Origin of the sequence: Stenotrophomonas sp. SAU14A_NAIMI4_8, from assembly GCF_003086695.1 — a bacterium.
In the GTDB taxonomy this organism is placed as follows: domain Bacteria; phylum Pseudomonadota; class Gammaproteobacteria; order Xanthomonadales; family Xanthomonadaceae; genus Stenotrophomonas.
The window spans coordinates 772,031-791,991 of the sequence record NZ_CP025999.1 but is presented as its reverse complement, the minus strand read 5'-3'; the positions used below and the strand labels follow the sequence as shown (position 1 = coordinate 791,991).

The 19,961-nt window shown below is 67.4% G+C and carries 18 protein-coding genes and 1 other RNA gene; 3 read left to right on the top strand and 16 right to left on the bottom strand.

Going from position 1 to position 19,961, the window contains the following annotated elements; translation table 11 throughout:
* Positions 1-66: 66 nt before the first annotated feature.
* From ftsZ to mraZ, 14 genes are all read right to left on the bottom strand, one after another.
* Positions 67-1,302, bottom strand: coding sequence for a cell division protein FtsZ (ftsZ, locus tag C1930_RS03465; RefSeq protein WP_108771099.1), 1,236 nt, complete (start codon positions 1,300-1,302; stop codon positions 67-69).
* A gap of 167 nt (positions 1,303-1,469) precedes the next feature.
* Positions 1,470-2,705, bottom strand: coding sequence for a cell division protein FtsA (ftsA, locus tag C1930_RS03460; RefSeq protein ID WP_079220634.1), 1,236 nt, complete (start codon positions 2,703-2,705; stop codon positions 1,470-1,472).
* Positions 2,702-3,448, bottom strand: a complete 747-nt coding sequence (locus C1930_RS03455) for a cell division protein FtsQ/DivIB (RefSeq protein ID WP_108748532.1) — start codon at positions 3,446-3,448, stop codon at positions 2,702-2,704. Before C1930_RS03455 ends, ftsA begins: the two co-directional genes overlap by 4 nt.
* Entirely contained in the window at positions 3,445-4,407 is a 963-nt protein-coding gene (locus C1930_RS03450; RefSeq protein ID WP_108771098.1) for a D-alanine--D-alanine ligase, read from the bottom strand. The genes C1930_RS03455 and C1930_RS03450 overlap by 4 nt, the downstream gene beginning before the upstream one ends.
* Positions 4,404-5,840, bottom strand: coding sequence for a UDP-N-acetylmuramate--L-alanine ligase (gene murC, locus C1930_RS03445; protein WP_108761243.1), 1,437 nt, complete (start codon positions 5,838-5,840; stop codon positions 4,404-4,406). The genes C1930_RS03450 and murC overlap by 4 nt, the downstream gene beginning before the upstream one ends.
* 40 nt (positions 5,841-5,880) lie before the next feature.
* A complete protein-coding gene (gene murG, locus C1930_RS03440; protein ID WP_108771097.1) occupies positions 5,881-6,978 on the bottom strand; it encodes an undecaprenyldiphospho-muramoylpentapeptide beta-N-acetylglucosaminyltransferase in 1,098 nt (365 codons plus the stop codon).
* Positions 6,975-8,315 carry a putative lipid II flippase FtsW gene (ftsW, locus tag C1930_RS03435; protein WP_108771096.1) on the bottom strand — a complete coding sequence of 447 codons (1,341 nt, stop codon included), beginning with the start codon at positions 8,313-8,315 and terminating at the stop codon, positions 6,975-6,977. The genes murG and ftsW overlap by 4 nt, the downstream gene beginning before the upstream one ends.
* Positions 8,316-8,317: 2 nt before the next feature.
* Positions 8,318-9,403, bottom strand: a complete 1,086-nt coding sequence (mraY, locus tag C1930_RS03430) for a phospho-N-acetylmuramoyl-pentapeptide-transferase (protein WP_108752178.1) — start codon at positions 9,401-9,403, stop codon at positions 8,318-8,320.
* A complete protein-coding gene (gene murF / locus C1930_RS03425; protein ID WP_108771095.1) occupies positions 9,393-10,787 on the bottom strand; it encodes a UDP-N-acetylmuramoyl-tripeptide--D-alanyl-D-alanine ligase in 1,395 nt (464 codons plus the stop codon). Before murF ends, mraY begins: the two co-directional genes overlap by 11 nt.
* On the bottom strand, positions 10,784-12,283 hold the full coding sequence (locus tag C1930_RS03420; protein WP_108771094.1) for a UDP-N-acetylmuramoyl-L-alanyl-D-glutamate--2,6-diaminopimelate ligase: 1,500 nt from the start codon (positions 12,281-12,283) through the stop codon (positions 10,784-10,786). Before C1930_RS03420 ends, murF begins: the two co-directional genes overlap by 4 nt.
* Positions 12,280-14,127 (bottom strand): penicillin-binding protein 2, encoded by a 1,848-nt coding sequence (locus C1930_RS03415; protein ID WP_108752175.1) that lies wholly within the window; start codon positions 14,125-14,127, stop codon positions 12,280-12,282. Before C1930_RS03415 ends, C1930_RS03420 begins: the two co-directional genes overlap by 4 nt.
* On the bottom strand, positions 14,124-14,387 hold the full coding sequence (gene ftsL / locus C1930_RS03410; RefSeq protein WP_108748523.1) for a cell division protein FtsL: 264 nt from the start codon (positions 14,385-14,387) through the stop codon (positions 14,124-14,126). The genes C1930_RS03415 and ftsL overlap by 4 nt, the downstream gene beginning before the upstream one ends.
* Positions 14,384-15,352, bottom strand: coding sequence for a 16S rRNA (cytosine(1402)-N(4))-methyltransferase RsmH (gene rsmH / locus C1930_RS03405; protein ID WP_108755412.1), 969 nt, complete (start codon positions 15,350-15,352; stop codon positions 14,384-14,386). The genes ftsL and rsmH overlap by 4 nt, the downstream gene beginning before the upstream one ends.
* Positions 15,353-15,366: 14 nt before the next feature.
* Positions 15,367-15,813, bottom strand: a complete 447-nt coding sequence (gene mraZ / locus C1930_RS03400; RefSeq protein WP_004143635.1) for a division/cell wall cluster transcriptional repressor MraZ — start codon at positions 15,811-15,813, stop codon at positions 15,367-15,369.
* A 323-nt stretch (positions 15,814-16,136) separates the two neighbouring features.
* Between mraZ and C1930_RS03395 the strand changes: the two genes are divergently transcribed.
* Positions 16,137-16,913 carry an NRDE family protein gene (locus tag C1930_RS03395; RefSeq protein ID WP_108771093.1) on the top strand — a complete coding sequence of 259 codons (777 nt, stop codon included), beginning with the start codon at positions 16,137-16,139 and terminating at the stop codon, positions 16,911-16,913.
* Between the two features lie 172 nt (positions 16,914-17,085).
* Here C1930_RS03395 and rnpB read toward each other — a convergent pair.
* Both rnpB and C1930_RS03385 read right to left on the bottom strand, forming a co-directional pair.
* Positions 17,086-17,437, bottom strand: an RNA gene (gene rnpB, locus C1930_RS03390) — RNase P RNA component class A.
* Positions 17,438-17,521: 84 nt separating this feature from the next.
* The gene (locus C1930_RS03385; RefSeq protein WP_159093535.1) at positions 17,522-18,304 is read right to left on the bottom strand and encodes a PDZ domain-containing protein; all 783 of its coding nucleotides are present in this window, start codon (positions 18,302-18,304) and stop codon (positions 17,522-17,524) included.
* A 156-nt stretch (positions 18,305-18,460) separates the two neighbouring features.
* Between C1930_RS03385 and C1930_RS03380 the strand changes: the two genes are divergently transcribed.
* Together C1930_RS03380 and C1930_RS03375 are read left to right on the top strand one after the other, a co-directional pair.
* Complete coding sequence (locus C1930_RS03380; protein ID WP_108771091.1) at positions 18,461-19,063, top strand: type IV toxin-antitoxin system AbiEi family antitoxin domain-containing protein; 603 nt, start codon at positions 18,461-18,463, stop codon at positions 19,061-19,063.
* Positions 19,060-19,914, top strand: a complete 855-nt coding sequence (locus C1930_RS03375; RefSeq protein WP_108771090.1) for a nucleotidyl transferase AbiEii/AbiGii toxin family protein — start codon at positions 19,060-19,062, stop codon at positions 19,912-19,914. The genes C1930_RS03380 and C1930_RS03375 overlap by 4 nt, the downstream gene beginning before the upstream one ends.
* The last annotated feature ends 47 nt before the right edge of the window (positions 19,915-19,961 follow it).

Here is a 19,961-nt window from a genome sequence, read left to right as displayed (position 1 = left end):
GCCCGGCGCCTGCATTTCAGGACATGGTGGCGCAACCCGGGGGGGACAAGCCCCGGGCTACCCCGCTCAGTCCGCCTGGCGGCGCAGGAACGCCGGGATGTCCAGGTAATCGTTGGGCAGTTCTGCCGCCGCCGGCGACGAATTGCTCGGTGCCGACGGGGTGGACGCAGCCACGCTGTCGCTGCTGGCGCGGCGCAGGCCCAGGCCCATGCCGCCCACGGCCTTGGACACTGCATCGCCGCCGTTGTCGAAGTCGCCGAATTCCGGCTGGCCGGTGGTGGCGTTGCGCACCAGCTTGATCGGTGCACGCTCGCCCGGGCGCTGGCTCTTGCTGGCCGAGACACGGTTCAGGCCGGTGGCCACCACGGTCACGCGCACTTCGTCCTGCATGTCCGGGTCCAGCACGGTGCCGACCACCACGGTGGCGTCTTCGGAAGCGAAGCCATCGATGGTGCGGCCGATCTCGTCGAACTCGGCCATGGTGAAGTCGGCGCCGGCGGTGATGTTGACCAGGATGCCATTGGCACCGGCCAGGTTCACATCGTCCAGCAGCGGGTTCTGGATGGCAGATTCAGCGGCGGCCTGGGCGCGGTCATCGCCACGGGCGGTGCCGGTACCCATCATCGCCAGGCCCATTTCGGACATGACGGTGCGCACGTCGGCGAAGTCGACGTTGATCAGGCCCGGGCGCACGATCAGATCGGCGATGCCCTGCACGGCGCCCTGCAGCACGTCGTTGGCAGCGCGGAACGCCTGGATCATGGTGGCGTTGCGGCCCAGCACGGTGATCAGCTTCTCGTTGGGAATGGTGATCAGCGAGTCGCAGTGCTGGCTCAGTTCCTCGATGCCCTTCAGCGCCACCTGCATGCGGCGACGGCCTTCGAACGGGAACGGCTTGGTGACCACGGCCACGGTCAGGATGCCCATTTCCTTGGCCAGCTGGGCCACCACCGGTGCCGCACCGGTGCCGGTGCCGCCGCCCATGCCGGCGGTGATGAACACCATGTCCGCACCCTGCAGGGCGTCCATGATGCGCTCGCGGTCTTCCAGTGCGGCCTGGCGGCCCACTTCCGGATTCGCGCCTGCGCCCAGGCCCTTGGTGACGTTGGTACCCAGCTGCAGCTGCAGCTTGGCACCGCAATTCTTGATGGCCTGCGAGTCGGTGTTGGCGGTGATGAATTCCACGCCATCCACTGCCGAGTTGACCATGTGCGCCACGGCATTGCCGCCGCCGCCGCCCACGCCAACCACCTTGATCACCGCATTGGGTGCCATCTTTTCGATCAGTTCAAAATGCGCCATGTCCGTGTCCTCGTTGTATCCGCTTTCGGTGGCATGGGCGTTCAGGCCTCCTGCCTTTGCGCGTCATGTTGCCGTTGCGGCTGTGTGGGTTGTGTGTTGCCTTGAAGCGGTACTGCAGGTGTTGCGGGTGTTGCGACCGGGCAAGCCCGGGTGTTGCAGGTTGCGCGTCAGAACTCGCCGCGGAACCAGGTCTTCAATTTCTTGAACATGCTGCCGGCGCGGCCGGTGGGCAGCGACGGGCGACGCGGGTGTTCGTTCTGGCTGCCCATCAGCAGCAGGCCCACACCGGTGGCATGCACCGGGTTGCCCACCACTTCGCCCAGCCCGGTCACGTGCTGCGGAATGCCCACGCGTACCGGCATCTGCAGCATTTCCTCGGCCAGTTCGACCACGCCTTCCATCTTCGATGCACCACCGGTCAGTACCAGGCCGGCACGCACCAGTTCCTCGAAGCCGGAGCGGCGCAGTTCGGCCTGCACCATCTCGAAGATTTCCTCGTAACGGCCCTGCACCGCCTGCGCCAGCGAATGGCGAGGCATGCGGCGCGGCGGGCGGTCGCCCACCGACGGCACCTGGATGCTTTCCTCGGCGGTGGCCAGCTGGGCCAGGGCGCAGGCGTAGCGCACCTTGATCTGCTCGGCTTCCGGGGTGGGCGTGCGCAGCATGTGCGCGATGTCGTTGGTCACGTGGTCGCCGGCGATCGGCAACGATGCGGTGTGGCAGATCGCACCCTGCACGAACACCGCGATATCGGTGGTGCCCGCGCCCATGTCCACCAGCACCACGCCCAGCTCCTTTTCGTCGGCGGTCAGCACCGCCACGCTGGACGCCAGCGAGGACAGTACAAGGTCGTCCACCTGCAGGCCGCAGCGCTGCACGCACTTGCTGATGTTGGCCGCAGCCGACTGCGCGCACACCACCAGGTGCGCATGCACCTCCAGGCGCACGCCGGTCATGCCCACCGGGTTGCGGATGCCTTCCTGCGAATCATCCAGCACGTATTCGCGCGGAATGGCGTGCAGGATCTTCTGGTCGGCCGGGATGGCCACGGCCTTGGCCGCATCCAGCACGCGATCCAGGTCGCCCCAGGTCACTTCACCGTCGCGGATCGGCACGATGCCCGGCGAATTCTTGCACTGCACGTGGTTGCCGGAAATGGAGGCGTAGACCGAACGGATCTCGCAGCCGGCCATCAGCTCGGCCTCTTCCACCGCACGCTGGATCGACTGCACGGTCGATTCGATGTCCACCACCACGCCGCGCTTAAGGCCGCGCGACTCATGCGAGCCGATGCCGATCACTTCGATCGGGTTGCCCGGCGAATACTCGCCCACCAGCGCCACCACCTTGGAGGTGCCGATATCCAGGCCGACGATCAGCGATTTGTCACCCTTGCGATTCATGTCCTTTCCTGCGTCCTTCGTGCCGGGGTGGCCGGCGCGTCGGCCGGGGGCGGGGTGCCCCAGCTCAACGTGAAACCATTGGTATAGCGGAGGTCCGCCCGTTCAATCGGTGCGGCCTGGTTGGCCAGCTGCGGCAGCACGCGCACGAAGCGCTGCAGGCGCGAGCGGGCATCGTCGCGGCCCACAACCACTTCGGTGCCATTGCTCAGCAGCAGCGACCAGCTGCCGCGCGCGTCCATGCTCAGCCGGCGCACATCCACGCCGGCCGGGGCAAACAACGCGCGCGAATCGTTGTAGAGCTTCACTACTTCTTCGGTCTGGCTGTCCGGGCCATCCAGCTCGGGCAGCTGCAGGTCGGCCAGCTTCTTCGGCGTGGGGAACAGCTTGCCCTGCTCGGACAGCAGGCGGTCGTTGCCCCAGCGGGCGAACGGCTTGTGCTCAACCAGGGTCACTTCCAGCACATCCGGCCACTGCTTGCGCACGCGCGCGCTTTCCACCCAGGGCAGCTTTTCCAGTGCGTCCTGCGCGTCCTGCAGCTTCACCGCGAAGAAACCGGCGTGTGCATACGGCAGCAGTACCTGCTGCAGCTGTTCCGGCGGCACACGCTTGAACTCACCGTGCACGCGCAGCTTCGCCAGCGGCCAGCGCTCGGCGCCGACCCAGCCGTTGACCACGGCCACCACCGGCAGTGCTACCACCGACAGCGCCAACAGCCAGACGAAGATGCGCAGCACCGCGTTCATGCGTGCGATGCCTCCAGGGTCTGTTCCAGCACGCGCCACACCAGTTCCTCGAAACCGATGCCGGCCTGGGCGGCAGCCTTGGGCACCAGCGAATGACTGGTCATGCCCGGGGCGGTGTTCACTTCCAGCAGGAAGAAGCGGCCGCTGGCGCGGTCACGCATCACGTCCACCCGGCCCCAGCCACGGCAGCCCGCCGCGCGGAAGGCGGCCAGCGCGATGCGGCCGATCTCTTCCTCGTCGGCGCCGTCCAGGCCCGGGCACAGGTACTGGGTGTCTTCAGCAATGTACTTGGCGTTGTAGTCGTACCACTGGCCCTTGGGCACGATGCGGATCGACGGCAGCGCCACATCGCCCAGGATGGCCACGGTCAGTTCGTCGCCCAGCACCATCTGTTCCATCAGCAGCTGGCCGTCGTAGCGCGCGGCCAGGGCCACTGCTTCGTCCAGACCGGCGTCGTCGGTCACCCGGCTGATGCCCACGCTGGAACCTTCGTTGGCCGGCTTGACCACCACCGGCAGGCCCAGCTCGGCCGCGTTCGCATGCACGTTCTCCGCAGTCACCTTGCGGTACTGCGGGGTGGGCAGGCCCAGCGACAGCCACACCTGCTTGGTGCGGATCTTGTCCATGCTCAGTGCCGAACCCAGCACGTTGGAGCCGGTGTACGGCACGCCGAAGGCATCCATCAGGCCCTGCACGATGCCGTCCTCACCGCCACCGTTGTGGCCGTGCAGGATGTTGAACACCCGGTCGATACCTCCGGCGGCCAGCGCCTTGGCCAGCGCCGGAATGCCGTCGACGGCGAACGCATCGACGCCGCGCGCCTGCAGCGCTTCCAGCACGTTGCGGCCGGAATCGAGCGAGACCTCGCGTTCACTGGACGTGCCGCCCAGCAGCACGGCCACGCGACCGAACACGGCCGGGTCGGTGCTGCGCAGCGGCGGGAAGGTCAACGTGCTCACGCCTGGCCCTCCGCCTTGAAACCTTCCACCGCGATCTGGCTGGCCACGGCGCCAATGTCGCCGGCGCCCATCATCAGCAGCAGGTCACCGTCCTGCAGCACGTCCGGCAGCACGCTGGCCAGCTCGGCGGCCTTGCCCACCACCACCGGCTCGCTGCGGCCGCGCGCACGGATGGCGCGGGCCAGCGCGTGCGAATCGGCACCGGCGATCGGTTCCTCACCGGCCGGGTAGACCTCGCTCAGCACCAGCGCATCCACGCTGGACAGGACGGCGGCGAACTTGTCGAACTGGTCGCGGGTACGGCTGTAACGGTGCGGCTGGAACGCCACCACCAGGCGCTTGTCGGTCCAGCCGCCGCGCGCCGCGGCGAACACCGCTTCCAGCTCGCTGGGGTGATGGCCGTAATCGTCGATGATGCGCACCTTGGCGCCGCTGGCGGTGGTCACTTCGCCCAGATCGTTGAAGCGACGGCCGACGCCGGCAAAGCTTTCCAGCGCACGCGCGATCGCGTCCGGCGCCACGCCCAGCTGCCAGCCCACCGCCGCAGCGGCCAAGGCGTTCAGCACGTTGTGCTTGCCCGGCAGGGCCAGCACCACTTCCTGGCTGGTGCCCTGCGGCAGGCGCAGGGTGAAGCGCATGCGCGAACCTTCCTGCACCACGTTTTCCGCACGCACGTCGGCCTGCGGGCTCATGCCGTAGCTCATCACGTGGCGCGGGGTCTTGGCGGCCAGCGCGGCCACTTCCGGGTCGTCGATGCACAGCACGGCCAGGCCATAGAACGGCAGGCGCTGCAGGAACTCGGCGAACGCGGCCTGCACGCGGGCAAAATCGTTGCCGTAGTTTTCCAGGTGGTCGGCATCGATGTTCGTGATGATCGACATCAGCGGGTTCAGGCGCAGGAAGCTGCCATCGCTTTCGTCGGCCTCGGCCACCAGCCACTGGCCACCGCCCAGCTTGGCGTTGGCACCGGCGGCCAGCAGCTGGCCACCGATCACGAACGTCGGGTCCAGGCCGCCTTCGCTCAGCACCGCCGCGGTCAGGCTGGTGGTGGTGGTCTTGCCATGGGTGCCGGCCACGGCGATACCGCGGCGGAAGCGCATCAGCTCGGCCAGCATCGCCGCGCGCGGCATGATCGGAATGCGCTGGCTGCGCGCTTCCATCAGCTCGGGGTTGTCTTCGCGGATGGCGCTGGACACCACCACGCAGTCGGTGCCCAGCACGTTGGCCGCCGAATGGCCGCGCATGATGCGCGCACCCAGACCGGCCAGGCGGCGGGTGGCCGCGTTGTCGGCGTTGTCCGAACCGGACACTTCGTAGCCCAGCGTCAGCATCACTTCGGCGATGCCGCTCATGCCGGTGCCGCCGATGCCGACGAAATGCACGCGCGGGAACGCGCGCACCAGATCGTTGGTGTCATGCAGGCGGCGGATCATGCGCGGCCTCGCGCGTGGCAGGCGCTATGGCAGGCCTTCTTCATACTGCTTCCTCAAGAATGATATCGGCGATGCGCTCGGCGGCATCGACCTTGGCCAGGGCACGCGCGGCTTGCGCCATCTGCATGCGGCGGGCGGGATTTTCGGACAGTTCGCGCAGCAGTGCGGCAATGCCGTCGGCCAGCGTTCCGTCCTGCTTCAGCAACACGGCTGCGTTGCGCTCCACCAGGTACTCCGCGTTGCGGGTCTGGTGGTCATCAACGGCGGCGGGGAATGGCACCAGCACGCTGCCCACGCCCACCGCGCACAGCTCGGCCAGGGTGGACGCGCCGGAACGGCACACCACCAGGTCGGCCCAGGCGAAGGCGTCGGCCATGTCGGCGATAAAGGGCGTGATCTCAGCCTGCACACCGGCCTTGGCATACGCCTCGACCGCTTCGGCGTGCATCTTCTCGCCGCTCTGGTGGCGCACCTGCACCGGCACGCCGGCGCCCAGCGCGGCAATGGCCTGCGGCACGCCGGTGTTCAGCGCACGTGCGCCCTGGCTGCCACCGACCACCAGTACGCGCAGCGGACCGTGGCGGTCGGCGAAGCGCTGTTCCGGCGGTGCGATGGCGGCGATTTCCGCGCGCACCGGGTTGCCGACGAACTCTTCGCCCTTGGCGAAGGTGCCGGGGAAGCCGGTCAGCAGGCGGCGCGCATAGCGCGACAGGATGCGGTTGGTCAGGCCTGGCGCACGGTTCTGTTCGTGCACGATCAGCGGCAGGCCATGCAGGCGCGTGGCCATGCCACCGGGTCCGGACGCGAAACCACCGAAGGCAACCACGGCACGCGGCTGGCGCTGGCGGATGATCATGCCGGCCGCGCGCAGCGCGCGCATCAGCCGCCACGGGGCGGCCAGCAGGGCCAGCTTGCCCTTGCCACGCAGCCCGGTGATGGCCAGCGTATCGATGTGGATGCCGTGCTGCGGCACCAGGCGGGTTTCCATCGCGCCGTCGGCGCCCATCCAGGTGACCGGCACGCCACGTTCGCGCAGCACGCGGGCCACGGCCAGGCCGGGGAAGATGTGGCCGCCGGTACCGCCGGCCAAAATCATCACCGGGCGGTTGCTGGCGGTGGTGGTCGGGGCGGCACTCATGACAGCCTCCCGAAGGTCGGTTCAATGCGCGACTGCAGGCGGCTGGTGCCACGCGCGGCGGCCGAAGGCGCTGCCGCGGCCGCCGTGCTGGCCGCAGCGTTGGCCACCGAAGCCGCCGCTGCCGGTGCAACCGGGGCTGCCGGCGCGCTGGCCGCTGCCACCGGCATGCCTTCGTCGGCCGCGCCGATGCGCACGGCCTGGCGGCGCTCGGCGCGCTTCAATTCATAGGACACGCGCAGCAGTAGACCCATCGCCACGCAGGTCATCAGCACCGACGAACCGCCGGACGAGATCAGCGGCAGGGTCAGGCCCTTGGTCGGCAGGATGCCCAGGTTCACGCCGATCGAAACGAAGGTCTGCATGCTGATCCACAGACCAATGCCGAAGGCGATGTAGCCGGAGAAGTGGCGCTTCATTTCCACGCAGCGCATGCCCAGCCAGAAGGTACGGCCCACCAGCAGCGCGTACAGGGCGATGATCACGCAGGTGCCCAGGAAGCCGAATTCCTCGGCGGTGACCGAGAAGATGAAGTCGGTATGCGCTTCGGGCAGGTAGTACAGCTTCTGCACCGAATTGCCCAGGCCCACGCCGGTCCACTCACCGCGGCCCACCGCCATCAGCGCGTTGGACAGCTGGTAGCCGTCGCCCTGCTGGTCGGCCCACGGGTCCAGGAACGAGGTGATGCGGCGCATGCGGTACGGCTCGATGATGGCCAGCGCGCTCATGCCCACCAGACCGATCACCACCGGCATCGACATGCGCGGCATATTCACCCCGCCCAGCACCAGCATGCCGGCGGTGATGGCCAGCAGCAGGGTGGACGAACCGAAGTCGGGCTGCAGCAGCAGCAGCACCACCAGTGCACCGGCCACGCCCAGCGGCTTCAACATGGCCGGCCAGGTCGCGTTCACTTCATCGCGGAAGCGCACCAGGTAGCTGGACAGCCAGACGATGTAGAGCACCTTCACCGCTTCCACGGTCTGGAACTTGGAAATACCCAGGTTGATCCAGCGGCGGGCGCCGTTCACGCTGCTGCCCAGGCCGGGAATGAACACCACCAGCAGCAGCGCGAAGCAGCCCAGCAGCAGCACCTGGTTGTACTGCTCGATCGACTTCAGTTCGGTGCGCGCGGCGATGACCGCCAGCACGATGCCCACGGCCAGGAAGATCAGGTGGCGGTTGAGGTAGTAGAACGGGCTGCTCATCAGCGCGATCGAACTGGATGCCACCATCACCACGCCCACGCCGGTGAGCGCGATGATCGCGCCCAGCAGCCACTTGTCGTAGCTGCCTTCGATGGCTTCAAGGCGGGTTGCCTGGCGGGACAGGTCGTTCATGCTCAGCGCACCTTCAACGTGGCCAGGCCGATCAGCACCAGCACCACCGAGATGATCCAGAAGCGCACGATCACGCGCGGCTCGGGCCAGCCCTTCAGTTCGAAGTGGTGGTGGATGGGCGCCATGCGGAACACGCGCTTGCCGGTCAGCTTGAACGAGGCGACCTGGATCATCACCGACAGCGTTTCGATGACGAACACGCCGCCCATGATCACCAGCACCAGTTCCTGGCGGGTGATCACTGCGATCGTGCCCAGCACCGCGCCCAGCGACAGCGCGCCGATATCGCCCATGAAGACCATGGCCGGATAGGTGTTGAACCACAGGAAGCCCAGGCCCGCGCCGGCAATGGCCGCGCAGATGATGACCAGCTCACCGGCGCCGGGAATCTGCGGAATCTGCAGGTAGTTGGCGAACACCACGTTGCCCGACGCATAGGCGAACACGCCCAGCGCGCAGGCCACCAGCACGGTGGGCATGATCGCCAGGCCGTCCAGCCCGTCGGTCAGGTTCACCGCGTTGGAGAAGCCGACGATCCAGAAGTAGGCGATGGCCACGAAGCCGATGCCGGCCAGCGGCAGCGCCACCGACTTGAACATCGGGATGTAGAAGGTCAGCGCCGCCGGCACATCGGCGGTCTGGAACAGGAAGATGCCCGCGGCCAGACCGAAGATCGACTGCAGCAGGTACTTCCAGCGCGACTTCAGGCCGTTCGGGTCGCGGCGCACGATCTTGATCCAGTCGTCGTACCAGCCGATGGCACCGAAGCACAGCATGACCGCCAGCACCAGCCACACGTAGCGGTTGCGCAGGTCGGCCCACATCAGCACCGACAGGGTGACGGTGAGCAGGATCAGCGAACCGCCCATGGTGGGCGTGCCGGCCTTGGAGAAGTGGGTCTGCGGGCCGTCGGTGCGGATCGGCTGGCCGCCCTTGAACTGGGCCAGCCGGCGGATCACCGCCGGGCCAAGCCACAGCGACAGGAACAGCGCCGTCAGCGCGGCCAGGATCGCGCGGAAGGTCTGGTAGTTGAACAGCCCGAACAGGCTCTCCAACTGCTGCAACCATCGAGCCAGTTCATACAACATGCGGGGATTCCTCTCCTTGCGCCAGCAGCGCTTTGACGATCAGGTCCATGGCACTGCCACGGGAACCCTTGACCAGGCAGCGCACACCAGCGTGCAACTCGTCCTGCAGCGCCTTCGACAGCGCATCATGGGTGGCGAAATGGCGGCCACCTTCACCGAAGGCAACCGCGGCGGCGGCGCTGAGCGGGCCCAGCGCATACAGACGCTTCAGGCCGGCCGCGCGGGCGCGCAGGCCGGCCTGCGCGTGCAGGGCCTCGGCATCGGGGCCCAGCTCGCGCATGTCACCCAACACCAGCCAACCCTCTTCCGGCGCCGCGGCCAGGGCATCGATGGCCGCGGCCAGCGAACCGGGGTTGGCGTTGTAGCTGTCATCGACCAGCACCGCACCGCTGTGCAGGGTGTGGGCGATCTGGCGGCCCGGCACCGGCTGCGCGGCGGCCAGGCCGGCGGCCACCAGCTCCAGACCGATGCCTGCACCCAGCGCCAGGCTGGCAGCGGCCAGCGCATTGCTGATGTTGTGGCGGCCGGGCAGACCCAGCACCACGCCCACCTCGCCCTGCGGCGACACCAGGGTGAACTGGCTGCCCTGCGCACCGGCGCGGATATCGCGCGCGGTGACGTCGGCGCTGTGTTCCAGGCCATAGCGCAGCACCCGGCAACGGGCCGGGGTACCGATGAAATGCTGTTCGAACCAGCGGCCGTAGGCATCGTCCACGTTGATCACCGCCACGCCATCGGCCGGCAGCGCCGCGTAGATCGCGCCCTTGGTGAGCGCAACGCCGAGCAGGCTGCCCATGCGTTCCAGGTGCGCCGGTGCGATGTTGTTCACCAGCGCGTAGCGCGGGCGGGCGATGTCGGTCAGGTAGGCGATGTCGCCCGGCTTGCCGGCACCCATCTCGTAAACGGCGTAGTCGGCATCTTCCGGTGCATCGATCACCGCCAGCGGCAGGCCGATCTCGTTGTTGCGGTTGCCGGGGTTGGCGTACACCACCTTATGGGCGTGAGCGGCCACCTGCTGCAGGATCGACAGCAGCAGGCTCTTCACGCTGGTCTTGCCGTTGCTGCCGGTGATCGCGAACACCTCGGTGCCACGGTCGCGCTGCATGCCGGCGGCGATCCTGGCCAGGGCCAGTTCGCTGTCGGCCACCAGCACCTGCGGCACGTCCAGCGGCAGCAGGCGCTCGACCAGCAGCGCACTGGCGCCGCGCGCGTGTGCGTCGGCGGCGAAGTCATGGCCGTCGAAACGCTCGCCGCGCAGGGCCACGTACAGGCTGCCCGCGCCCAGGCTGCGGGTGTCATTGCTGACCGCGTCGATGGCCACGTCGTCGCCGTGGATCTCGCCACCGGCCCAATGTGCGATCAGCGAAAGCAGGGTGCGCTTCATGCCGCGCCCTCCCCTGCGAGCACACCGGCCTTGGCGGCCAGCGCGGCCGCCGACACTTCGGTATCATCGAAGTCGTGGCGCACGCCCTTCACTTCCTGGTAGGGCTCGTGGCCCTTGCCGGCGATCAGGATGATGTCGCCCGCACCGGCGCGCTTCACCGCCAGGCCGATCGCCCTCGCGCGGCTGCGCTGCACGGTCACGGCGGAGGCGTCGGTGAAGCCGGCCAGGATATCGGCCACGATCGCATCGCCGTCTTCGCCACGCGGGTTGTCGTCGGTCACGATGACCTGGTTGGCCAGGCGCTCGGCAATGGCCGCCATCTGCGGGCGCTTGCCGGTATCGCGCTCGCCACCGCAGCCGAACACGCAGTACAGCGTGCCCTGCAGGTGGCCGTGCAGGCTGTCCAGCGCCTGTTCCAGCGCATCAGGCGTGTGTGCGTAATCCACCACCACGGTGGGCAGGCCGTTTTCGCCGCCCAGACGGTTCATGCGGCCGCGGATCGGCTTCAGCGCCGACAGCACGGCGGCGATGCGCTGCAGCGGCTGGCCCAGTGCATGCAGGCTGCCGGCCACGGCCAGCAGGTTGTCCACGTTGAAGCGACCCAGCAGCGGCGACTGCACTGCAGCGCGCGCGCCGTCGATCACCAGTTCAAAGCCGATGCCACGGCCATCCAGCTGCAGGGCTTCGGCACGCACGCGGGCGCCCTCGGCGCCACGCGAACTCAGGCCGATGGGCTGCACGCCGGCCGGCAGACCCGCGAACAGCTGGCGACCGAACGCATCGTCCAGGTTCACCACCGCGGCCTTCAGGCCGGGGCGATGGAACAGACGTGCCTTGGCCGCGCCGTAGCTGGCCATGTCGCCGTGGTAATCCAGATGGTCGCGGGTGAGGTTGGTGAACACCGCCACGTCGTAGTGCACGGCATCCACGCGACCCTGGTCGAGCGCATGCGAGCTCACTTCCATCGCCACGGCCTGCGCACCGTCGGCGCGCAGCTGCGCCAGCAGCGCATGCATCTGCAGCACCAGCGGGGTGGTGAAGCCGGTCGGTTCCACCGCACCATAAAGACCGGCACCCAGGGTGCCGATACTTCCACTGGGCGTGCCGAGCAGGTGCCAGGCCTGGGCCAGCAGCTGCACGGTGGAGGTCTTACCGTTGGTGCCGGTCACGCCCACCATGGTCATCGCGCGCGACGGCGCGCCATGGAACTGGTCGGCCATCGCGCCCAGGCGGGCGCGCAGGCCGGGCACTGCGATGGCGTCGGCCGGCGCAGGCAGTTCGGCCGGGGCCGGCGGTTCAAACAGGATGGCGCTGGCACCGGCGGCACGCGCCTGCTCGACGAAGCCGAGGCCATGCGCGCCGAAACCGGCAATCGCCACGAAGGCATTGCCGGGGCGCACGGCACGGCTGTCCAGCACCAGGCCGGTCAGAACGGGATCATTGCCCGCCAGGGCAACGTCGGGAAGCAACTGCGAAAGCAACATCGAAGGGCTCATTGCGTGCCTCCCGCGGGCGGGGCCGGCACATGGTTCTGCGCGCTGGGCAGCGCGGCGTCGAATTCGGCGGCGGCGTCGGCCGGCAACGCGGTTTCAGCCGGCGGTGCCGGCAGGATGGACGCCGAATGGCCCATCTTTCCGGACTGCTGGGCGGCCAGCCACGACTGCAGGTCGTCCAGCGGCACATCCATCAGCCGCAGGGTGCCTTCCATCACGTTGTGGTACACCGGCGCCGAGACCAGACCGCCATAGAACTTGCCGCCCTGCGGGTCGTTGATGACGATGACGGTGGCAAAGCGCGGGTTGGTGGCCGGCACCACGCCGGCGAACAGCGAGTTGTAGTGGCCACGCTCATAGCCACCCGGGCCGGCCTTGCGCGCCGTACCGGTCTTGCCGGCCACGTGGTAGCCCAGCACCGCCGCCTGCTTGGCGCCGCCCTGGGTCACCACGGTTTCCATCATGGCCACCACTTCCTTGGCCACGGCCGGATCGATGATCTGCTTGCCTTCGTTGCGCTGGCCCTTCACGAAGGTCGGTGCGATCAGCTTGCCGCCGTTGGCCAGGGCCGAATAAGCCGTGGCGATCTGCAGCGGAGTGACATTCAGGCCATAGCCGTAGGACATGGTGGTCTTGGACGTACCCGACCAGCGCGCCGGGCGCAGCACCACGCCACCGGATTCACCGGGGAAACCACTGTGCGGCACCGAACCGTAACCGAAGCTGCGGATCGAATCGTAGAAGGTCTGGTCGGGCAGCTTGGCCGCAACCTTGGCAGCGCCCACGTTCGAACTGCGGGTGATCACGCCGGTCACGTTGAGCACGCCGTTGTTGCGCGGCACGTCGCGGATGGTGAATCGACCCAGGGTCATGTAGCCCGGGTTGGTGTCGATGATGGTGTCCTTGGTCACCACCCCGGCCTGCAGGGCCGTGGCAATGGTCAGCGGCTTCATCGTCGAGCCCGGCTCGACCAGGTCGGTCACGGCGCGGTTGCGACGCGTGTCCGGCACCGCACCGTTCAGCGAATTCGGGTTGTAGGTGGGCAGGTTGACCATGGCCAGGATCTCGCCGGTGGCCACATCCATGATCACCATCGAACCGCCGGCGGCCTTGTTGGCCACCAGTGCGTTGCGCAGTTCCTTGAATGCCAGGTACTGGATGCGGCGATCGATGCTGAGGGTCAGGTCCTTGCCCGGCTCGGCGGCGCGCAGCAGATCGCTTTCCACCGTTTCGCCCTTGCGGTTGCGGATCACCCGCTTGGCGCCGGCCTTGCCACGCAGCCATTCGTCGAAGGCCAGCTCCAGCCCTTCCTGGCCGCGGTCGTCGATGTTGGTGAAGCCCAGCACGTGCGCCATCGCCTCACCCTGCGGGTAAAAGCGGCGGAATTCGCGCTGCGCGGCCACGCCCGGAATCTTCAGCGCCACCACCTTCTCTGCCTCGTCCGGATTGATCCGGCGGCGCAGGTACATGAATTCCTTGTCCGACTTCTGCGACAGACGGCTGCTCAGTTCGTCCACCGACATGCCCACGGCCTGGGCCAGCTCGGGAATGCGCTCGGGCGAGCGCAGCAGGTCCTGCGGGTTCACCCAGATCGAGGCGACCGGGGTGGACACCGCCAGCGGCTCGCCGTTGCGGTCGGTGATCATGCCGCGCGAGGTCTTGATCGGCAGCTCGCGCAGGTAACGCGCTTCGCCCTGGCGCTGGTAGAAATCGGCGTTGACGATCTGCACGTAGGCGGCGCGGCCGACCAGCGAGACCGAACACAGGCCAAGCGCCAGGGCGACCCAGCGCAGGCGCTGGCGCAGGTTGAAGGCGTTGCGCGGGCGGTTGCGGCCGGTCTTGCTCATGGGCGCACCACCACCACGTCGGCGGCTTCAGGGAACTTCATGCCCAGCTTTTCGCGCGCGATGCGGTCCACCCGGTTGGCCTCGGCCAGGGTGGCCTGTTCCAGCTGCAGGCGGCCGAATTCCAGATTGATGTCATCGCGCGTACGCTCGGCGCGCGACAGCTCGATGAACGTCTGCCGGTGACGGTGACGCACGAACACGACGCCGATCGCCGAGGCCACGGTGCAGGCCAACAGGATGATCAGCAGCAGCCGGCTCATGCATCGGCCTCCCGCTTCTGCGCCACGCGCAGCACGGCGCTGCGGGCACGCGGGTTGGCGGCCAGTTCTTCGTCGGTGGCCTTGATGGCGCCGCCGATCAGATCCAGGGTCGGCACGAACACTTCTGCTTCGGGCAGTCGGCGGTTGGCCGGCGGCGCCTTGGCCAGGCGGTTCATGTACTGCTTGACGATGCGGTCTTCCAGCGAATGGAAGCTGATCACCGCCAGGCGACCACCGGGCTTGAGCCGTTCCACGGCCGCGTCGAGCCCGGCTTCCAGATCGGCCAGCTCGCGGTTGATGTGGATGCGGATGGCCTGGAAGCTGCGCGTGGCCGGGTGGATCTTGTCTTTCCCACGCGGCATCACCGAGGCGATCAGCTCGGCCAGTTCGGCGGTGCGGGTGAACGGCTGCTTCTCGCGGCGGGCCACGATGGCACGGGCGATGCGGCGGCTCTGCCGCTCTTCGCCGTAGGTCCACAGCACGTCGGCGATCTCGCGATCTTCCACGCGATTGATCCACTGCGCGGCGCTTTCACCGCTGTCCGGGTCCATGCGCATGTCCAGCGGACCGTCCTTGCCGAAGCTGAAGCCGCGTTCGGCCACGTCCAGCTGCGGCGAGGACACACCCAGGTCGAACAGCACGCCGTCCAGGCCTTCGGCCGTCTCGTTCCACTGCAGCAGCTGGGCGAAGCTGCCACGGAAGATGGACACGCGCGGGTCCGGCGCGAAATCGCGCTCGGCAACGGCAATGGCTTCCGGATCCTTGTCCATGACCAGCAGGCGCCCCTCGGGACCGAGCTGGGTAAGCACGCCACGTGCATGACCGCCACGACCGAACGTGCCATCCAGATAACGTCCGTTTTCGATCACCCTCAGGCCTTCGATGACCTGGGTGTACAGGACCGGCAGGTGCACCGCCGGCGACTGCGACACCGGAAGGTGACCGGTCTGCGCTTCTGGGCGCATCCGGGCACCCCGGCTCACAACTTCAGGTCGAGAAGCCCATCACCCAGATCCTCGTCAGACAATGTCTGCTGGATCAGGGCCCGATGCGCCTGCTCGCTCCACAATTCAAACTTGTCGCCCATACCGAGCAATACCGCCTTCTTTTCAATGCCCACCGCACCGCGGTGGCTGGCGGGAATGCTGATACGACCGTTGCCGTCCAGCTCGAGGTGGGCGGCCGAGCCGACCAGCTTCTGCTGCAACAGGCGCACGACGCGCTGGGTGTTGGGCTTGGACATCACATCGTCGCGGACCCGTTCCCATTCCGACTCTGCATACAGCCACAGGCAGCCGGCTTCGAACGGGTTGTAGGTCAGGACAAGACGGTTGTTGCTGGCACGCGCGACCAGGTCGCGGTAGGCGGTGGGAACCGCCATGCGTCCTTTGTCGTCAACTGTGATGGCCGTCTCGCCCTGGAACACGACGCGTGCACCTATCCTTCGCCCGGTGAAACATTGAACCACGAAAACCCACAAAACACCCGGATTTCCCTCTGATGCCCACCTTAGCAGCGGGCCAAGGGTTGTCAACAACTTTTCAGCAGGGAAATCGCCTGCCGCATCAATGGCTTGCAGCAATGTTTAGAGAATTGTTCAAGGCTTATCCACAAGTTGCTGATCCGTCTCAATTTTTGAGATTGAACCGAAGTTCAGGGGCGTGTAGAGGGCGTGAAACATCGGCCGCGCATTCATCCAGTTCGCGCTGAAAGCGGCGCCACACTGCGCAAACCGGGCACAATGACGCCATGTGCCTGCTTGCTCTTGGCTGGCTTCAGCACCCGCGCTGGCGGTTGGTGATGGTCGGCAACCGCGATGAGTTCCACGCCCGCCCCACGGCGGCGCTGGCCCCCTGGGAAAACGAACCGGCGATCATCGGCGGGCGCGACCTGCGCTCGGGTGGTGGCTGGGCCGGGGTGGGCACCGCGGGCCGGATGGCGGTGGTCACCAACGTGCGTGACCCGCTGGCCGCACAGAGTGGGCCGTCGCGCGGCGCCTTGGTGGCCGACTTCCTGCGCGGGCGCGATCCCGCCGGCGCGCACATGGACCGCCTGGCCGCCGTCGCCGGCGCCTACGCCCCGTTCAACCTGCTGCTGGCCGATGGCCAGACCCTGGAATATCTGGGCAACCACCCGGCCGAACGGCAGACGCTGGATGCGGGCGTGCACGGCATGTCCAACGGCGCCCTGGACGCACCGTGGCCGAAGACCCGCCGGCTGATGGCCGCGCTCTCGGCCTGGCTGGAAGAAGAAGGGGTCGGATCCCTTTCGCAAGGCGAAAGGGCTCTGACCCCACTCTGGAATGCCCTGGCCGACGAACACCGCCCGGCCGACAGCGACCTGCCCGACACCGGCATCGGCCTGGAGCGCGAGCGCTGGCTCAGCCCCGCCTTCATCCGCGGTGACGACTACGGCACCCGCGCCAGCACCGTGCTGCTGATCGACCACGACGGCCGCGGCCAGATGCACGAGCGCCGCTTCGGCGCACAGGGCGCGTTCCTGGGCGAAAGCCACGCCGCGTTCTAGGTAGAGTCGAGCTTGCTCGACTGTCCTCACGTGGCGCAATGCAGTCGAGCAAGCTCGACTCTACGCACGAGCGGCTCCACGCGTGGGCGTGCCTGGTAGATCCACGCCATGCGTGGATGGGCCGCGTTCCCGGTAGATCCACGCCATGCGTGGATGGGCCACTCGAAAAAGGAGGCGGAGCCGGCCGATAAGCCGGGTTCTGTCGTGGACAGTCATTCCTCTAGGCGTTACGTCACCGCAACGCTCAAGCAACCTACCCGGATCCAACGCGGGCCGCGCCAAAGGATCCCTATTTGGTCTTGCTCCAGGTGGGGTTTGCCGTGCCGGCCTGTTACCAGACTCGCGGTGCGCTCTTACCGCACCATTTCACCCTTACCGGCCTTCCGAAGAAGACGTAGGCGGTATCTTTCTGTTGCACTTTCCGTCGGCTTGCGCCGCCCAGGCGTTACCTGGCACCTTGCCCTATGGAGCCCGGACTTTCCTCGGCACCCCCGAAGGGATGACGCGACTGTCTGGCCGACTCCGCCAGCGCACATTCTAGCTTACGCGCGGCCTTCCTGCCGGGTTGATCGCGGCATGCAACACATTCCTCCACGCGTGGCGTGGATCTACCGGTCCTTTTCCTGCGCCATCACCGCTGCACGCGACTCCAACTCAACCACCACCGTCAGTTCGCGCACCTGTGGCTGCGAACCGTTCCACTCCGTACGCCGCACGCGCACGTCCACACGGTCGCCCGGCGCATGGGATTTCAACGCCTGGCCGACACCGAACACGGTTTTCACCCGGGTGCCTGCCACCGCCAACACTTCATCGCCCATGCGCAGGCCCGCCCGGCGGGCCGGGCCTGGGCCAGGCTCGGACTCGATCAAGGCCGGCCCACCCATCTGAACGCCGAGGACCGGACGCAGCGCATCGCTGCGCGTCTCCCCTTCCCCGGCCTTCTCCCGCGCCAGCTCGGCGGCGCCCAGCAGGGCATCGTCCAGCCCCGCATCGAAATAGGGCGCGTTGTCCACGAACCCGGCGCATTGCCATGGCGTACGCTCAGGCACCCGCGTGCGCGCCGCGCGCAGGGCCTGCTGCAGCTCGCGCCACTGCGCCGCACTGACATGGCGCTGCTGGCCGTCCACCAACTGCTGGTAGGCCGCCTCGATCTGCATGCGGTTGCCGGCGTCGCCCTGCAGACACGCGTCGTAGTTCTCCAGCGCGTCGCGTGCCATACGGTAGGTCAGGTATCTGCCGTAATAGCCGGCCGACTGCAGCCGCTTGAATTCCACCAGCCCCGGATCGAACAGCGCGTAGCCGACGTATTCCGGGCCCAGGTCCGCTTCGCTGATGGGCGCGTTTGTGCCGGCCAAGGCCAGCAGCAGGGGCAGTGCAATTGCCAACATCCTCATTCCTCCTTGAAGGGGACGGGTCGGAGCCCCTTCGGGGATCCGACCCCGTTCGCAGCGCTACCGGCCTGCCCCCGGAACACGGAATCGTAGCGCCGTTTCATATTGTCGGTATTTATTCACTTATCACCTGCACTATGGAACACTCGGCGCATGACGGACCCGCTTGCCCTTGCCAAGGCATTGATCCAGCGAACGGGCGCGGCACGCTCGCGCGACCTGGTGCGCGCTGGAGTTGCCCGCGCGCAATTGTCACGTCTGGTCGCTGCTGGCGACCTGCAGCGACTGTCCCGAGGCGTCTATGTCCTGCCGGACCAGGATCCGGTGGACGGGCAAGACGGGCTGCAGGTTGTCGCAGCGCGCTCGGCTTCGCCGCGGCTGTGCCTGCTGAGTGCCTTGCGCCAGCACGGCCTGACCACCCAGAACCCGTTCGAGGTCTGGATCGCCATTGGCAACAAGGATCGTGCTCCCCGTATCGACTGGCCGCCGCTACGTGTTGTCCGCATGTCGGAAAAGACACTGGAGGCGGGGCTGGAGCCTGTGCCGGCCGGCCCTCGGTCCATGCGCACGACCTGCGTGGCCAAAACCGTTGCCGACTGCTTCAAGTACCGGAATCTGGTGGGGATGGACGTTGCCATCGAAGCGCTGCGGGATGCATTGCGCGAGGGCGCGACCACGGCGGATGAGCTGTGGTTGTATGCACGTCTGTGCCGCGTTGCCAGACTGATGCGCCCGTACCTTGAAGCACTGGCATGACCTCCACGCCCTCGTCAGACCGCATCCGCTCCCTACGGCAGCGGTTGCGTGACCGCGCCCGCGAGCGCGACGAAGATTTCCAGTTCGTCCTCGATCGCTTCGCGGTAGAGCGCCTGCTGTACCGGTTGTCGATGTCCCACTACCAGCAACAGTTCCTGCTGAAGGGCGCGATGCTCTTTGCGATCTGGTTCGACGCTCCCCATCGACCGACCCGCGACGCCGACTTCCTGGGGCATGGAGCGGCTGACCCGCAGCAGCTCATGCGCATCGTGCACGATCTATGTGCGATCGAGCTGGACGATGGCTTGCAGTTCGACATGGCCTCGGTGGCCATCGACGCGATACGCGAAGGCTCCCACTACCAGGGATTGCGCATGAGGCTCTGCGCTCAACTGGGTAATGCCCGCTGTCATGTGCAATGGGACGTGGGATTCGGGGATGCCGTTCCCCAGCCGCCACCGGAGTGCGACTACCCGGTACTGCTCGATGAATTCCCATCACCGCGATTGCGGGTCTACCCACGGGAGGCCGTCTTCGCCGAAAAGCTGCAAGCCATCACCGTGCTGGGCATCGCCAACAGCAGGATGAAGGATTACTTCGACCTGCTGGCGCTCACGCGCGAGGGTCAGATGGCGAAGCCCGCACTGGTGGCGGCGATAAACGCGACGTTTGAACGACGGGGAACACGCTGGTCGCCGGCGCTGCCCTTCGGCCTGTCAGAAACGTTCGCCGGCGATCCCCAGAAGCAGGCGCAGTGGACCGCATTCCTGCGCAGGAACCGCCTTCAGGCCGAGCCTCTGGATGCCGTTGTGAGGGACATCAGCGCATATGTCCGCACCCTCAAGGCATAACGCGGGTGGGGTCGGAGCCCCTTCGGGAATCCGACCCTGTTCGCAGT